The following is a 16,329-nucleotide window of genomic DNA, read 5'->3' as shown; positions in this document are numbered from 1 at the left end:
GTCCTCGTTCTCGAGCGCGCGCTGCGCGCGCTTCTGCTCGAGAGGGACAGCCGCCTCGTCGAGGCCTTCCCCGAGACGGCGCTGCACCGCATCTGGAAGGCCCAGCACTTCTCCTGGTGGATGACCAGCATGCTTCACGTCGCCCCCGATGCAAGGGACTTCGACCGCCTCCGCCAGCTCGGAGAGCTCCAATCCGTCGTCGAGTCCGAAGCCGGCCGCCGCTTCCTCGCCGAGGCATACACCGGCTGGCCCCTCCACACCCTCACCTGAGCCGGCGCTCACGGTTCGGACCAGAGGGTGCGGCACCCGCGGGTCGGCGTCAGTCCAGCCAGCCGGGGACGCGGGAACCACCGGGTAGTCGATCGCAGGCGCGTCGCCAACGATGGGATCCATGCGGATCCGGCTCAGTCGCATGAAGGCGATGCGCCAGCCGGACTCGGTGAGTCGGTAGAGCTCCTCGTAGTAGCCATATCCCCGCATCCCCCTCTGTTCCGGCACGGTGATCCCCATATACCCTCGTGACCCGCGTGGCCACGTCAGATAGTCGGTCATGGCCCAGCGCCCGCGAGCCGAGAAGTCATCGATCCGCCGAAACTGCGGCATGAACCCGTGATGGACGCTGACGACCTCTTCGGTCATGTTGCGCATCAGGTTCTCCACGAACGTGTCGGGGTCGGGCGCGGCGGCCCACAGTCCTTCGAAGACGCAGTCGTCCACGAAGAGTCCGCGCAGTTCGTCCCACTGCTTCAGGTCGACGTAGTGAAAATAGCGTGCCTTCAGGTCGCGGAGCTCCTCTGCCACGGTGGGGGTGACCGCACGTACTCGGGGCATCGAGAAACCATCCTCGCTCTTCACGGCGCCTGGGTACTTCCTCTACTGCTCGTCGATCTCGAAGTCGACCGAGGCGATCTGCTCCGAGATCGCTCCGGAGAGAGGGAAGAGCGGCAGATGCGCGGGGTGCGTCGCGTAGGCACGGACATCGTCGAGGGTGCGGAAGTCGGCGACGAGTGCATAGTCCCATGCGCGTTCGCTGCGCATCACGTCGGGGCCGTGTGACAGTCGGACCAGGCCGGGAATCTTTCCGAGCAGACCATCGAGCAGGTCGCGCCACTCCTCGAGCACGGCAGGATCATGGTTCGCTGCGAACGAGAAGAACACGACGTGACGGATCATCGTGCCCCGGCTCCGTCGGCAAGGCTCAGGTCGCCGATCGACGCGCCGCTGGCGGTACGCCCGAGAAGGTAGGCCATGGTCATGATCGGACCGAGCGTGGCGCCGGCGCCGGGGTAGCCGGCGGCGAAGGCGTTCTCGGAGGCGTTGCCGACCGCAAACAGGCCGCGTATGGCATCGCCGTCTGCGTCGAGGACCCTTCCGAGGCCGTCGGTGGCGATCCCTCCGCTGGTGCCGAAGCAGCCGTTCACCACGGCGAGAGCGTAGTAGGGGCCTTGCTCGAGCGGTGCGAGGCTGGGGATTGGGATACGGGTTCTGTTCGTCTCCCCAGTAGCGGTCGTACGCGCTCGCACCGCGGTGGAAGTCCGGATCCTCCCCACGGGCGGCGTGCTCGTTGAATCGCGCGACCGTCTCGGCCAGCGCCTGGGCGGGAACGTCGATCTTCCCGGCGAGCTCTCCGAGGGTTGCTCCTTCGACGAGCCAGTCGGGAGTCGGCTCCTGGCGTGCATCGACCAATGTCGGAGGCCTCCCGTAGCCTGTAAATGTCACATTCACTAGCCAACGTTCCGGGAGGACACCATGGCCACCACACCGACCACCATCAAGGCGGGCACCCCGCGCGACTTCCTCGGCCTCGTGCCCGCGCTGCTCGGCTTCACCCCGCAGGACTCGCTCGTGCTCGTGCCCTTCGAGGCGTCGCGCACGATCGGGGCGATGCGACTCGACCTCGACGCGGATGCCGCGACGCTCGCGCACACCAGCCTCGGGCTGGTCTGCCGAGTGCCGCGCGTGACCGGGGTAGCCGCCCGTGATCTACGCCGCCGAGGACGCCGACAGCACCCGCGATCTCGGCCAGCAGATCGCCGATGTCGCCGACCGGCAGGGACTGCACCTGGTGGACGTGCTCTACGTCGCCAGCGACGGCTACGGCAGCCACCTGACCGGCGAGGCACCGCGCCCCGTCGCCGAGATCGCGACCCCGGACGCGCTGCGCGAGAAGGTCGCAGCATCCCAGACCGCCGGGGCGAGCATCCCCGACGCCGACCCGGCGCGTGCCGCCCGGATCGCGTTCGCGGCCGCGCGGATGGACGACGATGCCCTCGCGGACTTCGTCGCCGTCGCGGAGGACGCCCTGACCGGTGACCCCGACGACCTCGACACCCGCCAGGCTGCGATCCTGCTCACCGGCATCGGCATCCCGCTGTGGGCGTGACGTGGCCCTCATCCAGTGGGCCACCGACCGCGGCAACGGCACCCGTGCCCTGGCCGCGCAGATCGGCCACTCGATCATGGGCGCACCCGTCCCCGAGAGCATCGCCCGCACCTCTACGGACAGGGCGACCGCCCCGACGCCGACCGGCTGACGGCGGGACTCGCGCTCGTGCGCCACCTTGCCGCCTACGCCGACGACCAGGAGCGCCCCAACCTGCTCGCCGCCGCCGCCTGGCTGTCCTGGGCGCTGGGCCGATCCACTCACGCCACCGTCTACACCGACCGCGCCCTCGCGATCGACCCCGACCACGGCATGAGCCAGATCGTCGCGACCCTCTGCTCGGCAGCCGTGCTCCCGGATTGGGCGTTCGCCCGCTGAGCGTCACCGAGTGCCCGCCGGTCACCCCGGCGGGCACTCGCCCGTGACGCACTCGCGATGTCCCCGCGCGATGTCGGAGGCCACCCGTAGCCTATGAATGTCACATTCACTAGCAATCGTTCCGGGAGGACTCCATGACCGAGACCATCAACAACGTCCACGACATCCGCGCAGCCGTCGAGCGCGCGATCCGCTTCCACGCTCCGCTGCGCGCCGAGTTCGACGAGGATGGACGACCATCGAGCCGGACGAGCTGCGCCAGGCCTGGGACGACTACAGCCTCAGCGACCCGTTCACCCTCGACCCCGCAATGCCCGCCCTGCTCGCTCGCATCGACGCCGACCACCCGGACGACGACCCCCAGGTGTGGGTGCCCCTCGGCGGGCAGGGCGACCCCGACTATCTGGATGCCGTCGTGGTCACCGAGCGCACCGTCACCAAGTACACCGCGCGCGACGGCCTGATCGAGCAGCCCTACTCGCTCCCCGAGGGCGACCCCCACGGCCTCACGCAGAGCGGCTGGCGGGCCGCGGCGAGCGCAGCGCGCTACGCGATCATCGGCCTCAACGCCGACGCCAGCAACACCGAGTACCTGCGCGGGCAGATCGAGGCGTACCTGACCGCGTTCGGTCACTTCGAGCCGGGGCGCGATGCCGACGCCAAGCGCGAGCGGGTCACCGCCGAGATCACCCGCGGCGATCGCCGCCCAGTGACCCACGCCGGGGCGGGCGCGCAGACCGCGCCGCCCGCCCCGCCCAATGTCGGAGGCCACCCGTAGCTGTGAATGTCACATTCACCGTCGAGAGTCCAAGGAGGACGCCATGACCGACACCACCACCCTCATCACCCGCACCCCCGGCGACACGTTCCGCTTCCGCGGCACCGAAGTACGTGCTGATCGACTTCGCCCGCACCAAGGCGAAGATCGCAGCCCTCACCGAACCCGGCAAGGTGTACACCCTCGCCCGCACCGCCACCGTCGAGCCGACCGGGCACAGCGACGACGCGCTCGCCGCTGCCCTGCAAGCCACCGCGGCCGCGCTGCCGAGCCTGATCCCCGGAACCCGCGTGCGCATCGTCGCCAACCCGCGCACCACCCGTGACGGGCTGGCCGGAGTCGAGACGCTCATCGTCCGCACCAACCCAAGTCGTACACGCTCGCCAACGGCTGGCGCGTCAGCCCTGGGCTGGTCGAAGCCGTCTGACCCCCTCGCCCGCCGCCGGGTGCACACCTACCCCGGCGGCGGCGAGCACCACCCACCCGAGGGGAGCCGGCTACACGCCCCTCCCCTCGGCGGGAGCACCTCGAGTTCTAATCCCCGCCCGCGCTCGCCGCAGGCCTTCACCGTTCCCAGGAGGACACAATGACCACCACCGAACCCGCGGCCGCGGCCGCTCCCCGCATCCCTGCCGACGACCTGATCGACCGGCTGTGGAGCGTCATGCACGAGATCGAGGCAGCCGATTTCCCCGCGCTGCGCATCGTCGAGCTCGACGAGCCGACCGACTACGGCGAGCGCGTCGTGCTGTGGTGCCCGCGCTGCGATCAGCACGTCAACGTCGAGGACGGCTACCTGCGCGCGATCGACGTGGACGTGCGCTACAACTGCGTCGGCCAGATCAACACCATCGAGCGCACCGTGCCGCAGTACGAGGCCGACCCCGACCCCGGCGACGTGCTCGTGTACCTGCACCAGACCGACGAGCACGGCGAGCACGGCGTGCGTCTCCCCGAGGGCTGGGAAGGCACCTGGAAGGCGTAGCCACACCCCACGACGTGAGCGCCCTACGCCTCGGCTGGGGCGCTCACGCACCACGCACCCCACGACCGACACCCCGCGGCGATGTCCGACCCCCGCCCTAGACTGTGAACGTCACATTCACTACCAACCGATCCGGGAGGACACCATGACCACCTACATCACCTTCGGCCCCCGACCACGCCGACCTGCACCCGCACGTCGGCACCGGCCTGAACCGCGGCTACGTCGCGATCAGCACCGGCGACCGCGGCCGCGACATCGCCGCGGCGTTCGCGATCCTCGGCGAGCAGTGGGCCTTCGACTACCAGGACGCCGCGGCGCTGGATGCCCGCTACCCGGACGGCGAGATCGCCCGCCTCACCCTCATCGACGAGGCGGCACAGAAGGAGATCGCCGGTCTGATCGAGGACACTTTCGCCGCCGCCGAGGGCGACAGCAACGACACCGAGATCGAGGCGCTACAGGCCGCACGCGACCGCCTCGCGGCGCTGATCGACTACACCCCCCGCCCACGAACGGGACTGGACGCCGCTCGACGCGGCCTGACCCCACGCGGTGCCCCGCCGGACGACCGGCAGGGCACCGTCGCGTGCGCTCGCCGCCGATGTCCGATCCCCTCTCTAGACTGTGAATGTCACATTCACTAGCCAGCGTTCCGGGAGGACATCATGGCCACCACCACTACCGACTGCGACCACGCCAACATCGAATGGCTCTCCGGCGTCCCCGGCGTCGTCGTCACCCTCAACGGCGACGTCGCCGCCCGGTGCCTGGACTGCGGCGCGACCGCGACCATGGACACCGACGACGAGGACGCACCCGCCGAGCCGCTCGCCCACCAGTGGCAGAGCGGCCGCTTCACCGGGACGACGACCTGCCAGGCGTGCGGACTGTTGCCGCTCGACCAGGACGACATCGACACCGAGTGCCCCGGCGCATAGCCAGCCCCTCGTGTGGTGCCTCGCGGCGACGGTCGCGGGGCACCGCCCTGCGATGTCTGCGAACCCCCGAAACCGAGGCCTATACCCGTGGGCAGCTCCAATGTCGGAGGCCACCCGTAGGCTGTGAATGTCACATTCACTAGCCAACGATCCGGGAGGACACCATGGCAAACCGCACTCGATTCATCACCATCGACACCCGCCAGTACACCGAGGCGGAGGGCGAGATCGCCAGCAACCGCGCTCGCCAGCAGCGCGACGACGACCTGAACGCCTACGGCGCACAGGGCTACACGCTCCTGTCCACCGTCACCATCCCCCTCCACAACGGACTGCGGATCATCGACACCCTCGCCCGCACCGACGAGGACTACTGACCCACCGACAGCGCCCCGCCGGGATCTACCGGCGGGGCGCTGTCGCGCTCGCCGCAATGTCCGACCCCCGCCCTAGACTGTGAACATCACATTCACTACCTGACACCCAGGAGGACACCATGACCAGCGAGAGCGGATCGCCCGCAGGATCACAGCCGAAGCCCATCCCCGTGAGCCTGGCCGCAGCCGAATGGGGCGCGATCGCGGGCGTGATCGCGGCCTACGGCGAGTCACACAAGGACGGCGCGATGATCCTCGCCGCCGAAGAGATCAAGACTCAGGTCACCAACGCCCTCTCCCCCCAGTAGGCGACGAGCACGACCCCTCCCGCAGCGCCCCGCCGGAACTGACCGGCGGGGCGCTGCCGCGCTCGCCGCAGTGTCCGACCCCACCCGTAAGCTGTGAACGTCACATTCACTAGCCAACGATCGGGAGGACACCATGGCAACCGCACCCCTCACCTTCGGCGACCGACTCACCGCGGCCGGACTGACCTGGAGGTCTCCGACGCCCGCAGTCACGAGCCCGGCCCCACACTCGGCGAGCCGCGCGCCGACCTCTGCCCGATCGACCCCGACAGCGGCGAGCGCATCAGCAACGTGCGCATCGGCCGCGCCGAGCGTCCCTACGTCCGCGTGAACATCCGGGCTGGCCGCAGCGGAGACCTCGAGCTGTACCCCAGCAGCGGGTACGGCACCCCGCTCACCGATCGGCAGCGCGCGATCATCCTGGCCGACCTCGCCGGCTACCGCTTCGAGCTGCCCCCACTCACCGTCCCGGAGATCATCGAGCGGATTCACCCACGACATCAGCACCCGCTCGGCGCACAAGGCATCCGAGGCTCTGCACTACAGCACCCGCACCGCCCTCCGAGACGCGCTCGCGACCCTCCCCGCGGGCGAGAGCAGCACCTATCGTGCCGCCGTCATCGACGCGGCGTGCGCGGCGTTCCGCGAGCGCATGGCGCGGGATGTCGGGCAGATGTAGCCCGCCCGGACATCGGCGAGCGCCCCACGTTCGCGGCGAGCGCGCGCCGATGTCCGACCCCCTCCCTAGGCTGTGAACGTCACATTCACTAGCCAACGATCCGGGAGGACACCATGGCAACCAAACCGATCAGCGAGATCGTCGCCGAGACGATCGCGCTCAACTACGAGGACATCGACGGGCTCACCCAAGCGCTCGGCCAGGGCGACGTGGACGCCGACGCGATCCGCGCGCTCGCGACCGGCGCCGCCGAGCGGGCCGTCGCCGACCACGCAGGCGAGGCCGCAGGCATCGACGTGCACGGGTACGTGTCCCTCATCGACGCGCGGCCGTCGCGCAGATCGACACCACCGAGAGCACCGGCCGCATCCGGGTGTTCCTCAACGACGGCACGATCTACGACGGCAACCCCGAACACGACGACGCCCCCCGCCAGGTGTACACGCTCCGCGATCTCGACGGCACCGACGATGCCGCCGACTGGATCACGACCGGGCATGTTCTCGACGCCCAAGAGGTCGACTGGCTGCGCTCCCTGCGGGTGGTGGCACCGTGACCGCGGCGAGCGCGACCCGGCGCAACCCGATCGTCGAGGCGTTCCGCGACTGGGCATGCCTTGAGACGTTCCCGCTCACCGCGTGGGCCTGCGATGAGTGGGTGCACTCGATCGACCCGCGGCGACCACGACGCGCTCAGCAGCCGCGATGAGATCGCCCCGCGCTCGCCGCGTGCTCGACCGGCTGGGCACGGCGCTGGACGCGATCGAGGCCGAGCGGCCGGACGACCCGGAGGCGGTCATCCACACTCGCAGCTTCGATCCGGCCGCGCGGACGATCACCGAGACGTGGAGGCTGTTCGACACGGAGTACGCCGCCCCGTGGGGCGGGCCCGGCTTCGTGGCCTTCCAGGTCATCACCGGCTACGCCGACCGCGCCTACCAGGGCACGGCCCGCCGCATCCTCACCGGCAGCACCCCGCACCAGGCTCCCGAGCGAGACGTGCACCCGCAGCGCATCCAGCCGCTCCCCACGCGCCGGTACGCGGCGAGCGCGCTGCACATCGCCCACGACGGCATCGCGGCACGGTTCGACCTGCCGTGGGCGCTCTACTGGGCGCGCGGCATCCGCCGCTGACGCTCTAATCGGTGCCCCGCCGGATCATCCGGCGGGGCACCGTCGCGCTCGCCGCGGCCAATGTCTGACCCCCTCCCTAGGCTGTAAATGTCACATTCACTAGCCAACGATCCTGGAGGACACCATGGCAAACCCCACCACGCAGCTCGAGCTCACGATGAGCCGCGAGCTGCACGCGAACACCGAGACCGACACCATGCAGCGCTCGCGGTTCCGCACGGACACGCTCATCGCGGCCTGGTACGACGACGAGCCGAGCGAGCCGGACCAGGCGATCCGGGACGTGCTCACGGATCTCGTGCACTTGGCCGACGCGCGCGGCGTCGACCTTCACCACGCGCTCGACCGGGCCGTGTGGATGGCCGACGAGGAACGAGCCGACTGGGGACTGGGGAAGGTGCAGCGATGAGCAGCGGAACGATCCCCGACCTCGCCGTCGTCGCGGCCGCGGCCGACATGATCGGCAGGTGGCATGACGACGTGTTCAGCTCGATCAACATGACCGAGGGCCGCATCCTCGCCGACCTGTTCGACGAGCTGGGGCACACCGGCACCGCTGACCACATCATCCGCGAGACCTGGCTGGCCGAGAGCGACGGTGACCGCGACCCGCTCCCCTGGGCGAACGGCCACGGCTCCCGCTCAGCGAGGACGAGTACGTGGCCCGCAGCGACGACCTCGCCCACAACGAGGCCCGCGAGCGGTTCCACTTCGACCCCCGCCTGGAATGGTCGGAGGACGAGGAATAGCCGCACGGTGCCCCGCCGGGATCAATCGGCGGGGCACCGTCACGTCTAGGCCAGATAGCTCGCCACGTCGAAGCTCTGCAACGGCCAGGCGTAGCGGGCGCGTGACGGATGCCGGGGGTGCCCGCTCTTGAGCAGATCGCCGATCGACACCCAGTCACAGCCGGAGGCATCCGTCACCGAGGCGATGCCCTCAAGCATCTGCGGGAGGTAAGGGCGGGATCGGATCAGCTCGCCCCACGCGGCGACGATCGTGAGCTGGCGTCCGCCGATGAGATCGGCGATGTGTCGCTCGTTATCGGCTTGCAGCTGGGGGTCGTGCACCAGGTGCATGCCCTTGGGGTCGATGGATCTCTGCGGGTAGAGGTTCAGCATCACCCAGCTGTCGAACCCGTTTCGGGCCGCGAACCCCATGACTTGCTGACGGTGCGATCCGGGTCTCCCGGCGCCGCGGTGCTGGGGTTCACACCGACGCACACGAGAGGGTTTACGCCCACCGTCCCCAGCACGAAGCGCGCAGAGTTGTCCGCCGTGCGCTCGTAGATCCACGTCTCAGTCATGCACGCCGCCGTCTCCCATCGTCCTGCGCTCACCCGCCGGGCCCAATGTCTGACCCCTCACTTAGAGTGTAAGCGTCACATTCACTAGCAAGCGATCCGGGAGGACACCATGACCGAGCAGAGCGAAAACCCGTTCAAGGGCGCAGAAATCATCGCCGTCTACACCGCAGAGGAGGCCGTCGCAGACGGGCTGCTGCTGCACTTCAACCCCGCCACCGCCCTCGAGGCCGGATACCGGCTCACGGTACTGCTCACCCGCGCCGCCTACGAGGCCGCGGTGCAGTGGACCCGCGAGGGCGACTGGCAGAGCGAGGACGCCCGATTCTGGGACGTGCTCAACGTCATCCGCCCCACCGCCCGCCAGGTCGCCGGCGATCTCGTCCCGCGCGAGACCTACGTGCTGCGCGTGCCGAACGCCACCCGCTCCGGCAACCCGAGCACCGCCACCACCGCCAGCCGCCAGCGACTCCGCGTGAGCATCGAGGGGTACAACCTCACCGGCCAGGCGTGCATCATCATCGCCCTCCCCGGCGAAGACTGACCCCCACCAGCGCCCCGCCGGGATCTACCGGCGGGGCGCTGCCGCGCTCGCCGCAGCAATGTCGGAGGCCTCCCGTAGCCTGTGAATGTCACATTCACCGCCTACGTTCCAAGGAGGACACCATGGCACCCACCACCACTCACCGTCGACGAGATCTCGCGACGATCCTCGAGCGGATGACCAGCAACCACGGCGGCTCGCTCATCGAGGCAATCGACGACGGCGCGTTCGTCGTCGACGACCAGGCCGTCGCCTACTGGGTCGGCCAGGCCGTCGAACTGGCCCGCCAGGGCATCGACGACGACACCGAGACCGACGCCCCGCCGGTCGGATACTCCTGCGCCGAGTGCGGCGTCCAGGACGCCCGCAACTACGTCGTCACGATCTTGGACCACGAGGACATCCGCCACACCCGCACAGAGGTCTGCATCCCCTGCGCCGTGACGGTCTCGGCCGAGTCCGTCGACAGGATCATCGCCGGGCTGCTCACACCGCTGACACCACCGGGGGCGGCACCGCGCCCGCCCCGACCCTCTGACGAAAGGACCAGCCATGACCACCGCACTCACTCCCTACGACACCGGCCAGCGCGCCGAACCGGCGACCTGGACGCCGAGCAACTCCCACCTGTACTCGATGCCCGTCGACGACCGAGCACGCATCCTCGCCCACCACGGCGACGACTTCGGCAAGGTCGACTTCGACAACGCCGAAGGACAGGCGATCGCCACCGTGTGGGCGACCCCGACCGGCGACGGATGGACGCTGCACATCACCGAGCACGAGCACCCCCTCGCGCTCGCCGCAGACACCGCCCGCCTGCGCGAGCTGACCGGCGCCGCACAGGCGGCGATCGAGGAGGCCGAGCGCTCCACAGAGGCCGATACCATGGATGCCGTCTTCGAGGCCCGTGACGGGGCTGTGGACGCCCTCAGAGCACTCCTCGCGGCACTCACACCACCCGCCAGCTGAACCTCCCCAGTGCCCCGCCGGGATCTACCGCGGGGCACTGCCGCGCTCGCCGCAGCAATGTCGGAGGCCCCCCGTAGCCTGTGAATGTCACATTCACCGCCTACGTTCCAAGGAGGACACCATGGCAACCACCACCAACAATCGAGTTCGCTCAGGGCCAGCTCGACATGCCCGCCCCGGTCACCGAGCGGCGCGGCGCCTACGTCCGGGGAGATGCCCGCACGCAGGCCGATCTCGTCCGCCGCCCAGGCGCAGGCCGCGGATCTCGCGCTGACCGTCGAACGCAGCAGCGCGAGATCGACAGGCTGCGACTGCCGATCACCGACGCCGCCGACGACCGGCTCGCGGCGATCTGGGAGAAGGGTGAGCAGATCGCCAACGATGAGGGCTTCTGCTCCGAGTACGACCGGCTCGTGGAAGCGATCGGCGGCACCCCGCGCGAGCGCGACTTCCGGGTGACCCTCTCCGTCACACTGACCCAGCGCCGTTACCGTCTCGGTCACCGCCCGCACGTCGGACGAAGCGGAAGACCTCGCGATCGAGCGTACACCGTCGAAGACGTGATCGAGTCGCTCCGATCCGACAACTACGTCGCCGACTCGATCGACGCGGAAGTCACCGACTGGGAGCGCGAGTAACCCAACCCGGCGGGGCGGCACACCGCCCGCCCCGCCCCTCGCGGCGCTCGCCGCTGCCAATGTCGGAGGCCCCCCGTAGCCTATGAATGTCACATTCACTAGCAATCCGGGAGGATGCCATGACCACCAACCGCACCGTACACGCCGTCTGGTTTCAGTCCGTCGACCCCGAGGAGGCCTGCATCGGCGGATGCCAGTGGCACCCCGACAACGCGCAGATCGACCGGTTCATCGAGTCGGAGCGCGCCTGGCGCAACGAGGTTGACTTCGAGTACCTGCGCAAGACCCTCACCCTGCCCGATACGATCCTGCCGGCCTGGCCGTCGACCAGCTGACCGAGGCGCAGCGCGCCGACGTCACCGACTGGGTCGACTCGCTCCACGGGTGAGGTCGCATTGGATCGCCGCGTCGTGCTGCTGGGCAGCACTCACCCCGGCGGCGAGCGGCGCCGATCGACGCTGAGCTGGCAGCCGCACGAGGCTGACACCGCCGCGCTGGGCCCCGTCGACGAACGCGGGGCTCAGCCCAGCCCGTCCAGTTTGTCCAGACGGGTCGCGATGTCCTCTGCCCAAATGTTCTTCGACGGCCAGGATCGCACCAACGCCTCGGTCGCCTCCGGGAGGGTGTAGTCCCGACCTCCGGGATATTCGCCACGTCCGCCATCGGCGTGAGCGCTCAGAATGTTGCCGTCACGGTCAAGCCACACGACAGGCCAATAGTCGACTTGAGTGTCGTCTTCCGAGTCGACGTCGAAGTGGACTGAGTAGTCTCCCTCCTTCCGACGCAAATGGCACTCGGCGTGACGGCATAGCTCATCTGTCTTGGGGTATTCCAGGGGAACGCCTTGGGGAATGTCTCGAGCAGCGCAGAGTACATCTCGTGGGTGGGCAGCGGGCGGGCGATAATGGCCCTCACCTGATCCATGAGCGCCCGCGCGTCATCGACCGTAGGCCCCTCCACGGACACCGCTAACCCGCGCTTCATGCCCGACGCGATCTCGGTCTCGAAGTATGGGCCGGGATAGCTGCGCCCCTCGAAGGGTCGCTCGTCATAGAAGCGCTCAAACGCGCCAAGTTCCACGTCCTCAAACCTGTCTGCCCCTCATGGCCGAGAGCGTACACAGGCCCGCGGTAGCAACCTAGATCCCGGCGAAACCCCTCTCATCAACCGCCTGCCCTCATCGCTTCCGGTTCGCGAACGGCCAGCGACCGAACACGTCAGCGAACGCGGCGCGGTAGCGAACCTCCACGTCCTCCGCGGACTCCTCCGGCGTCGTCACCCACGCAACGAGCAGCTCGTCTTGATCGGCCAGCTGCCAGATCGAACGCCCGCCCTGGTGGCTGGCACCCTTCCGCGCGAACTGCCCCAGCCGCTTGCGCAGCCGCCCACTTCGCCTCTGCCTTGCCGATGTACAGCACCGGCGTCCCCCGACACCCACCGAGCCGCGAGGTCATCCAAAGGGTAGGCGGATCCCGCCCGCGCTCGCGTCAGCTCGAGCAGCTCCGGCGACGTCGCCGCCGGACGCAGCACCACGTAGATCCCCGCCTCAGTCGGCACCCTCGCGGGCCGCAAGATCCGCGAATCGAACGAACCCCACGAACCCGACCGCCTCGAGCGAGGCCCGATCCCACACGGCCGGCATCCGCAGCCCACCCGCCGCGCCGTCGCGATGGGTCGTCTCATCGACGCATCGTCTCACGGCACCACAGGCGATGTCCCGGCTCCGGGCAACAGACCCCTCGGCTATGGTCTGAGCTACAGACGCCTGATGAGGAGACTCGTTCATGCCAACGTAGACAGCAGCGGCCGCGACAGTTTCGGCGGCGTGTAGAGACAGGGCTGGCAGCTGAACTCTTCAAGCAGCTCAAGCCGCTGCTTCTCGAAAGTGACATCGACCTCGACAGCGGCAAGGCCTACACAATCGACGAGATCAACGATGGCCTACAGGTGGCGATCCAACGTCACAACTTCATCATGGCGGTGCCTACAGGTGAGGCTCGAAAAGAGGCGTTCCCGGCGCGATACGGCTCGCTGCAGAGTCACTTGTGGGAGGCCGACTACGAAGACTTCTCCGACTTCCTCACCGGGATGACCCCCGACGAAGAACCAACCCCCGCGCAGATCATCGGGACGACGCTCAGCCTCCTGGATTCCTGGTTCGAGGACGAGGTTCTCACCGGGGCAATCGCGCGCCATCCTTCACCGAACGCTGGGACGAGGAGTCAAGCAAGATCATGTACGAGATCTTCGAGCCGAGCCAGAGAGCACAGAGCTTTCGATCTCTACTCGGAGTTCATCGGCCGTTGGGCGGACTCGTCGTGATGACGTTTGCAATCGGCGTGGTCTTCGAGGGCCTCTACGCATGAGTGAGAAGACGACGACTACTTCGTCGATGTCGCTGACGAACTTCTTGACCCCGAGGCCTGGTAGCCCTTCGCTCTCCCCGAGCTCGGCCCCGCGCTCGCGCTCGCCATCCCGCCGCCGTCGTTGTTGCTGTCACGTCGGCGATGTCGGAGGCCTCCCTTAGCCTGTGAATGTCACATTCACTAGCAACCGAGGAGGACACCCATGGGTGCCACATCCACTCACAAGACGGCCGGCGTCAGCGTCAGCGACTACTTCGCGGACTACTTCACCAACGCCACGATCATCGCCAGCGCACCCGCCGCGACCCCGACTACATCGGCGGAGCTACGACTGGCCCTACGAGTTCTACGCCGCGGTGCGCTACAACGACGGCCACCCCCACGCCGGGGAGGTCTTCGCGTTCGTCGTGCTCTACTCCGTCGCCCGTCCAGCTACTACAACTTCACGTACAAGGACATGGACGAGACGGTCGGCCCCGGCGCAGTCCACGCACACCCGCCGGGTGCTCGAGGCCCTCACCCCGACCGACCACGAGTACGCCAACCAGTGGCGCGCCGCCTGCTGGGCGAACCTCGAGCTCGAGGAAGCCAAGCCCCGCGTCCGCCGCGGCGACCACATCCGCTTCGCAGAGCCGTTCACCTTCGGAGGTGGGCTGCAGACCACCACGGAGACCGTCTTCGAGGTCGAAGGGCGCGACGTGCTCCGCGTGATCGACCACCACGGCGTGCGCGTGCGCATCCCCCGCTGGCGGGCACGCAGCTACGCGCTCGCCGCAACCAGCTGAGCGAGTGCGGGGCGCCCCACACAGGGACGCCCCCGCAGTCCTCACCGCGCAGCTGCTCAGCGCCGGGGCGCGGCGCCAGTGACCGGCGATCTCCCGTCCTGCGCGCGTGTGCTCCGGCACCCACACCATCCCCCGCCCATCCGGGAGCGCGACAGGCTTGACCAGCCCATCTAGGGACTCCTCGAGCATCAGCGCCGCCGTATGGCGATCGCCACCCGCCGCGAGGTACTCCTGGCCTCCCGCGGCGTCGAAGACCGCTGACGCAGCTCCGCGGGCGCGTCGAGGCTGTCTCCCCGCAGTCGCCGTGCAACGGCATCCATCCGAACCTCTTCACGGATCTCCGATATCCTGCCCGCGCCCGTGCGCAGCTGCCGCCGAACCGCGACAGCTGCGCATCCCGTCGACGCGCCAATGGCGACCTCGCCCGCCACGCCTCGAGCGCCGCCTGATCCAGCGGTGTGTACTCCGCCATGACCCGCTTCCGCGCGCTCACCGCCCGGTCCCGCTCGAAGAACTCCCGCGACTCCGCCTCATGCGCTCGCCGCTCTGCTGCCGGGGACCGACGCACGCGCTTTGCCGGCAACCCCAACGACTTGAGGCGGCGAGCCAGCCGCTTCGACTCACGGTTGGACTGCAGCGCCCGCTCATACACATCCGGGTTCTCAGCCCGATACTGCCGCTGCCACTCGGTCAGGTGTTCCCGGTTGCGCTGCTGCCAGTCCCGCGACGACGCCTCACCTTCTCCGGGCTCTGATCTCGACGCTGTCTCGCCCTGGCCAGCACCGCGTCACGGTTGCGCTCGTAGTAGCGCCGCGAGTACTCCGCCGTCTTCTCTGGGTGCTCCGCGTGCCACCGCCTGATCGTCTCGCGCTTGCGCTCACGTTAGCCTCGGTCCACCGCCGCACCCGCTCGCGGTCCTTCTCGCGCCGCTCCTTCTGCGCTCGCATCTTCCGCGACCGCTCCCGCATGTACTCCCGGTTCTTCCGGTTCACTTCGTCACGGTTCTCCGCGTGATACTTCGCCCGGTACGCGCGGATCTCCTCGCGATGCTCCTCGCGATACCGCTTCGCGTAGTCCCGCTTCGGATCGGCCGCAGCGCTCGCCGCAGCCGACTGCTCCTGCTCGGCGCGCTTCGCCTGCTGGCGTGCCTGACCCGCTCGCAGCCATGCCGCGTGAGGGTCGGTTGGTCCGCCACCGGTCGCGCCGACGAGTCGTCGACGCCGGCGGACATTACGACTCCGCTGGCGCCAGCTCGAGCAACGTCTGGAACAGGGCGTACCGGTGAGCTGTCGGGTTGGTGATCGCCAGGCCGACCGCCTCTCGCAGCGGGGCGCGTTGCTCATCGGTCAGGTCGGTCACCGGCTCGAGGCACCAATCAACGTCGGTGTCGACGGTGTAGTCCGGCTCGTCGATGTGAATCTCTGGGTAGTACGAGATCGCCGCCAGCCCCACGCGCTGCAGGACGTCGTCTACCTCTTCGCGACTCGGCATCGCTCCTCCTCTCGTCGCGGGCTTGTGCCCGTCTGAGGGGTATAGGCCGCACCCGGCTGCTTCGCGGACACAGAGTGCATCGCTCGCTCGCCGGCGCAATGTCGGACCCCCACCGTAGCCTATGAATGTCACATTCACCACCTACTACGGAGGACACCATGAAGCTCACCCTCAACTTCGGGCACCGCCAGGAAGAGATCGACCTGGGTGAACCCGACGCCCGCGACGGCTGTTCGACAACGGCGAGATCGGCGCCTACGCCGGGAAC

27 protein-coding genes and 3 pseudogenes are annotated in these 16,329 nt (G+C 68.8%); 22 read left to right on the top strand and 8 right to left on the bottom strand.

Going from position 1 to position 16,329, the window contains the following annotated elements:
- Positions 1 to 270, top strand: a pseudogene (locus tag AB1285_RS27470) (4-hydroxybenzoate 3-monooxygenase); the annotation flags it as partial.
- Between the two features lie 150 nt (positions 271 to 420).
- Here the strand turns inward: AB1285_RS27470 and AB1285_RS27465 are convergent.
- From AB1285_RS27465 to AB1285_RS27455, 3 genes and pseudogenes are all read right to left on the bottom strand, one after another.
- A pseudogene (locus AB1285_RS27465) lies at positions 421 to 831 on the bottom strand (nuclear transport factor 2 family protein); the annotation flags it as partial.
- Between the two features lie 42 nt (positions 832 to 873).
- The gene (locus tag AB1285_RS27460; protein ID WP_005052188.1) at positions 874 to 1,173 is read right to left on the bottom strand and encodes a Dabb family protein; all 300 of its coding nucleotides are present in this window, start codon (positions 1,171 to 1,173) and stop codon (positions 874 to 876) included.
- Positions 1,170 to 1,679: an FAD-binding protein gene (locus tag AB1285_RS27455; RefSeq protein ID WP_429978328.1), complete on the bottom strand. Its 510-nt coding sequence runs from the start codon at positions 1,677 to 1,679 to the stop codon at positions 1,170 to 1,172. The genes AB1285_RS27460 and AB1285_RS27455 overlap by 4 nt, the downstream gene beginning before the upstream one ends.
- Positions 1,680 to 1,749: 70 nt before the next feature.
- Here AB1285_RS27455 and AB1285_RS27450 point away from each other — a divergent pair.
- From AB1285_RS27450 to AB1285_RS27405, 10 genes and pseudogenes are all read left to right on the top strand, one after another.
- A pseudogene (locus AB1285_RS27450) lies at positions 1,750 to 1,959 on the top strand (DUF4192 family protein); the annotation flags it as partial.
- Positions 1,960 to 1,978: 19 nt separating this feature from the next.
- Positions 1,979 to 2,383 carry a hypothetical protein gene (locus AB1285_RS27445; protein ID WP_429978331.1) on the top strand — a complete coding sequence of 135 codons (405 nt, stop codon included), beginning with the start codon at positions 1,979 to 1,981 and terminating at the stop codon, positions 2,381 to 2,383.
- A gap of 1 nt (position 2,384) precedes the next feature.
- Positions 2,385 to 2,534, top strand: coding sequence for a hypothetical protein (locus AB1285_RS27440; protein WP_429978330.1), 150 nt, complete (start codon positions 2,385 to 2,387; stop codon positions 2,532 to 2,534).
- Positions 2,531 to 2,761 carry a DUF4192 family protein gene (locus AB1285_RS27435; RefSeq protein WP_429978329.1) on the top strand — a complete coding sequence of 77 codons (231 nt, stop codon included), beginning with the start codon at positions 2,531 to 2,533 and terminating at the stop codon, positions 2,759 to 2,761. Before AB1285_RS27440 ends, AB1285_RS27435 begins: the two co-directional genes overlap by 4 nt.
- A 310-nt stretch (positions 2,762 to 3,071) precedes the next feature.
- On the top strand, positions 3,072 to 3,539 hold the full coding sequence (locus AB1285_RS27430) for a hypothetical protein (protein WP_429978327.1): 468 nt from the start codon (positions 3,072 to 3,074) through the stop codon (positions 3,537 to 3,539).
- A 113-nt stretch (positions 3,540 to 3,652) separates the two neighbouring features.
- Positions 3,653 to 4,129, top strand: a complete 477-nt coding sequence (locus AB1285_RS27425; RefSeq protein WP_429978326.1) for a hypothetical protein — start codon at positions 3,653 to 3,655, stop codon at positions 4,127 to 4,129.
- Positions 4,126 to 4,524: a hypothetical protein gene (locus AB1285_RS27420; RefSeq protein ID WP_429978325.1), complete on the top strand. Its 399-nt coding sequence runs from the start codon at positions 4,126 to 4,128 to the stop codon at positions 4,522 to 4,524. The genes AB1285_RS27425 and AB1285_RS27420 overlap by 4 nt, the downstream gene beginning before the upstream one ends.
- Positions 4,525 to 5,192: 668 nt before the next feature.
- Complete coding sequence (locus AB1285_RS27415) at positions 5,193 to 5,465, top strand: hypothetical protein (RefSeq protein WP_005052845.1); 273 nt, start codon at positions 5,193 to 5,195, stop codon at positions 5,463 to 5,465.
- A gap of 164 nt (positions 5,466 to 5,629) precedes the next feature.
- Complete coding sequence (locus AB1285_RS27410) at positions 5,630 to 5,842, top strand: hypothetical protein (protein ID WP_005052853.1); 213 nt, start codon at positions 5,630 to 5,632, stop codon at positions 5,840 to 5,842.
- A gap of 119 nt (positions 5,843 to 5,961) precedes the next feature.
- Positions 5,962 to 6,150 (top strand): hypothetical protein, encoded by a 189-nt coding sequence (locus AB1285_RS27405; protein ID WP_005052851.1) that lies wholly within the window; start codon positions 5,962 to 5,964, stop codon positions 6,148 to 6,150.
- A 744-nt stretch (positions 6,151 to 6,894) separates the two neighbouring features.
- Here AB1285_RS27405 and AB1285_RS27400 read toward each other — a convergent pair.
- Positions 6,895 to 7,131, bottom strand: coding sequence for a hypothetical protein (locus tag AB1285_RS27400; RefSeq protein ID WP_429978324.1), 237 nt, complete (start codon positions 7,129 to 7,131; stop codon positions 6,895 to 6,897).
- 71 nt (positions 7,132 to 7,202) lie between these two features.
- Here AB1285_RS27400 and AB1285_RS27395 point away from each other — a divergent pair, with 71 nt between their 5' ends.
- The 5 genes from AB1285_RS27395 (at position 7,203) to AB1285_RS27375 (ending at position 8,760) form a co-directional block, all read left to right on the top strand.
- Positions 7,203 to 7,385 (top strand): hypothetical protein, encoded by a 183-nt coding sequence (locus tag AB1285_RS27395; RefSeq protein WP_429978323.1) that lies wholly within the window; start codon positions 7,203 to 7,205, stop codon positions 7,383 to 7,385.
- Positions 7,382 to 7,537, top strand: coding sequence for a hypothetical protein (locus tag AB1285_RS27390; protein WP_429978322.1), 156 nt, complete (start codon positions 7,382 to 7,384; stop codon positions 7,535 to 7,537). Before AB1285_RS27395 ends, AB1285_RS27390 begins: the two co-directional genes overlap by 4 nt.
- Complete coding sequence (locus tag AB1285_RS27385) at positions 7,534 to 7,962, top strand: hypothetical protein (RefSeq protein ID WP_429978321.1); 429 nt, start codon at positions 7,534 to 7,536, stop codon at positions 7,960 to 7,962. Before AB1285_RS27390 ends, AB1285_RS27385 begins: the two co-directional genes overlap by 4 nt.
- Positions 7,963 to 8,086: 124 nt before the next feature.
- The gene (locus AB1285_RS27380; protein WP_005050846.1) at positions 8,087 to 8,371 is read left to right on the top strand and encodes a hypothetical protein; all 285 of its coding nucleotides are present in this window, start codon (positions 8,087 to 8,089) and stop codon (positions 8,369 to 8,371) included.
- Positions 8,368 to 8,760 carry a hypothetical protein gene (locus AB1285_RS27375; protein ID WP_429978320.1) on the top strand — a complete coding sequence of 131 codons (393 nt, stop codon included), beginning with the start codon at positions 8,368 to 8,370 and terminating at the stop codon, positions 8,758 to 8,760. The genes AB1285_RS27380 and AB1285_RS27375 overlap by 4 nt, the downstream gene beginning before the upstream one ends.
- On the opposite strand, the gene AB1285_RS27370 is transcribed toward AB1285_RS27375, so the two are convergent.
- A complete protein-coding gene (locus AB1285_RS27370) occupies positions 8,757 to 9,122 on the bottom strand; it encodes a DUF1643 domain-containing protein (RefSeq protein ID WP_429978319.1) in 366 nt (121 codons plus the stop codon). The genes AB1285_RS27375 and AB1285_RS27370 overlap by 4 nt on opposite strands.
- 255 nt (positions 9,123 to 9,377) lie before the next feature.
- Here AB1285_RS27370 and AB1285_RS27365 point away from each other — a divergent pair, with 255 nt between their 5' ends.
- Positions 9,378 to 9,809: a DUF6573 family protein gene (locus AB1285_RS27365; RefSeq protein ID WP_005050841.1), complete on the top strand. Its 432-nt coding sequence runs from the start codon at positions 9,378 to 9,380 to the stop codon at positions 9,807 to 9,809.
- Between the two features lie 101 nt (positions 9,810 to 9,910).
- On the opposite strand, the gene AB1285_RS27360 is transcribed toward AB1285_RS27365, so the two are convergent.
- Positions 9,911 to 10,219: a hypothetical protein gene (locus AB1285_RS27360; RefSeq protein WP_429978318.1), complete on the bottom strand. Its 309-nt coding sequence runs from the start codon at positions 10,217 to 10,219 to the stop codon at positions 9,911 to 9,913.
- 142 nt (positions 10,220 to 10,361) lie between these two features.
- Between AB1285_RS27360 and AB1285_RS27355 the strand changes: the two genes are divergently transcribed.
- The 3 genes from AB1285_RS27355 to AB1285_RS27345 all read left to right on the top strand — a co-directional run bounded on the left by AB1285_RS27355 (position 10,362) and on the right by AB1285_RS27345 (position 11,754).
- Positions 10,362 to 10,781, top strand: a complete 420-nt coding sequence (locus tag AB1285_RS27355) for a hypothetical protein (RefSeq protein ID WP_429978317.1) — start codon at positions 10,362 to 10,364, stop codon at positions 10,779 to 10,781.
- 167 nt (positions 10,782 to 10,948) lie between these two features.
- The gene (locus tag AB1285_RS27350) at positions 10,949 to 11,419 is read left to right on the top strand and encodes a hypothetical protein (protein WP_429978316.1); all 471 of its coding nucleotides are present in this window, start codon (positions 10,949 to 10,951) and stop codon (positions 11,417 to 11,419) included.
- 119 nt (positions 11,420 to 11,538) lie between these two features.
- Positions 11,539 to 11,754, top strand: coding sequence for a hypothetical protein (locus tag AB1285_RS27345; RefSeq protein ID WP_429978315.1), 216 nt, complete (start codon positions 11,539 to 11,541; stop codon positions 11,752 to 11,754).
- A gap of 340 nt (positions 11,755 to 12,094) precedes the next feature.
- Here the strand turns inward: AB1285_RS27345 and AB1285_RS27340 are convergent, their stop codons facing one another.
- The gene (locus AB1285_RS27340; RefSeq protein ID WP_429978314.1) at positions 12,095 to 12,499 is read right to left on the bottom strand and encodes a hypothetical protein; all 405 of its coding nucleotides are present in this window, start codon (positions 12,497 to 12,499) and stop codon (positions 12,095 to 12,097) included.
- Between the two features lie 867 nt (positions 12,500 to 13,366).
- On the opposite strand from AB1285_RS27340, the gene AB1285_RS27335 reads away from it, so the two are divergent.
- Together AB1285_RS27335 and AB1285_RS27330 are read left to right on the top strand one after the other, a co-directional pair.
- Positions 13,367 to 13,741, top strand: a complete 375-nt coding sequence (locus AB1285_RS27335; RefSeq protein ID WP_429978313.1) for a hypothetical protein — start codon at positions 13,367 to 13,369, stop codon at positions 13,739 to 13,741.
- A 400-nt stretch (positions 13,742 to 14,141) separates the two neighbouring features.
- A complete protein-coding gene (locus AB1285_RS27330; protein WP_429978312.1) occupies positions 14,142 to 14,570 on the top strand; it encodes a DUF6927 domain-containing protein in 429 nt (142 codons plus the stop codon).
- A 1,230-nt stretch (positions 14,571 to 15,800) separates the two neighbouring features.
- Here AB1285_RS27330 and AB1285_RS27325 read toward each other — a convergent pair.
- The gene (locus AB1285_RS27325; protein WP_005050818.1) at positions 15,801 to 16,061 is read right to left on the bottom strand and encodes a hypothetical protein; all 261 of its coding nucleotides are present in this window, start codon (positions 16,059 to 16,061) and stop codon (positions 15,801 to 15,803) included.
- Positions 16,062 to 16,329: the final 268 nt, after the last annotated feature.

The sequence above is a fragment of the Microbacterium sp. NRRL B-14842 genome (assembly GCF_050470785.1).
This window is presented reverse-complemented; position numbering and strand designations above follow the sequence as displayed.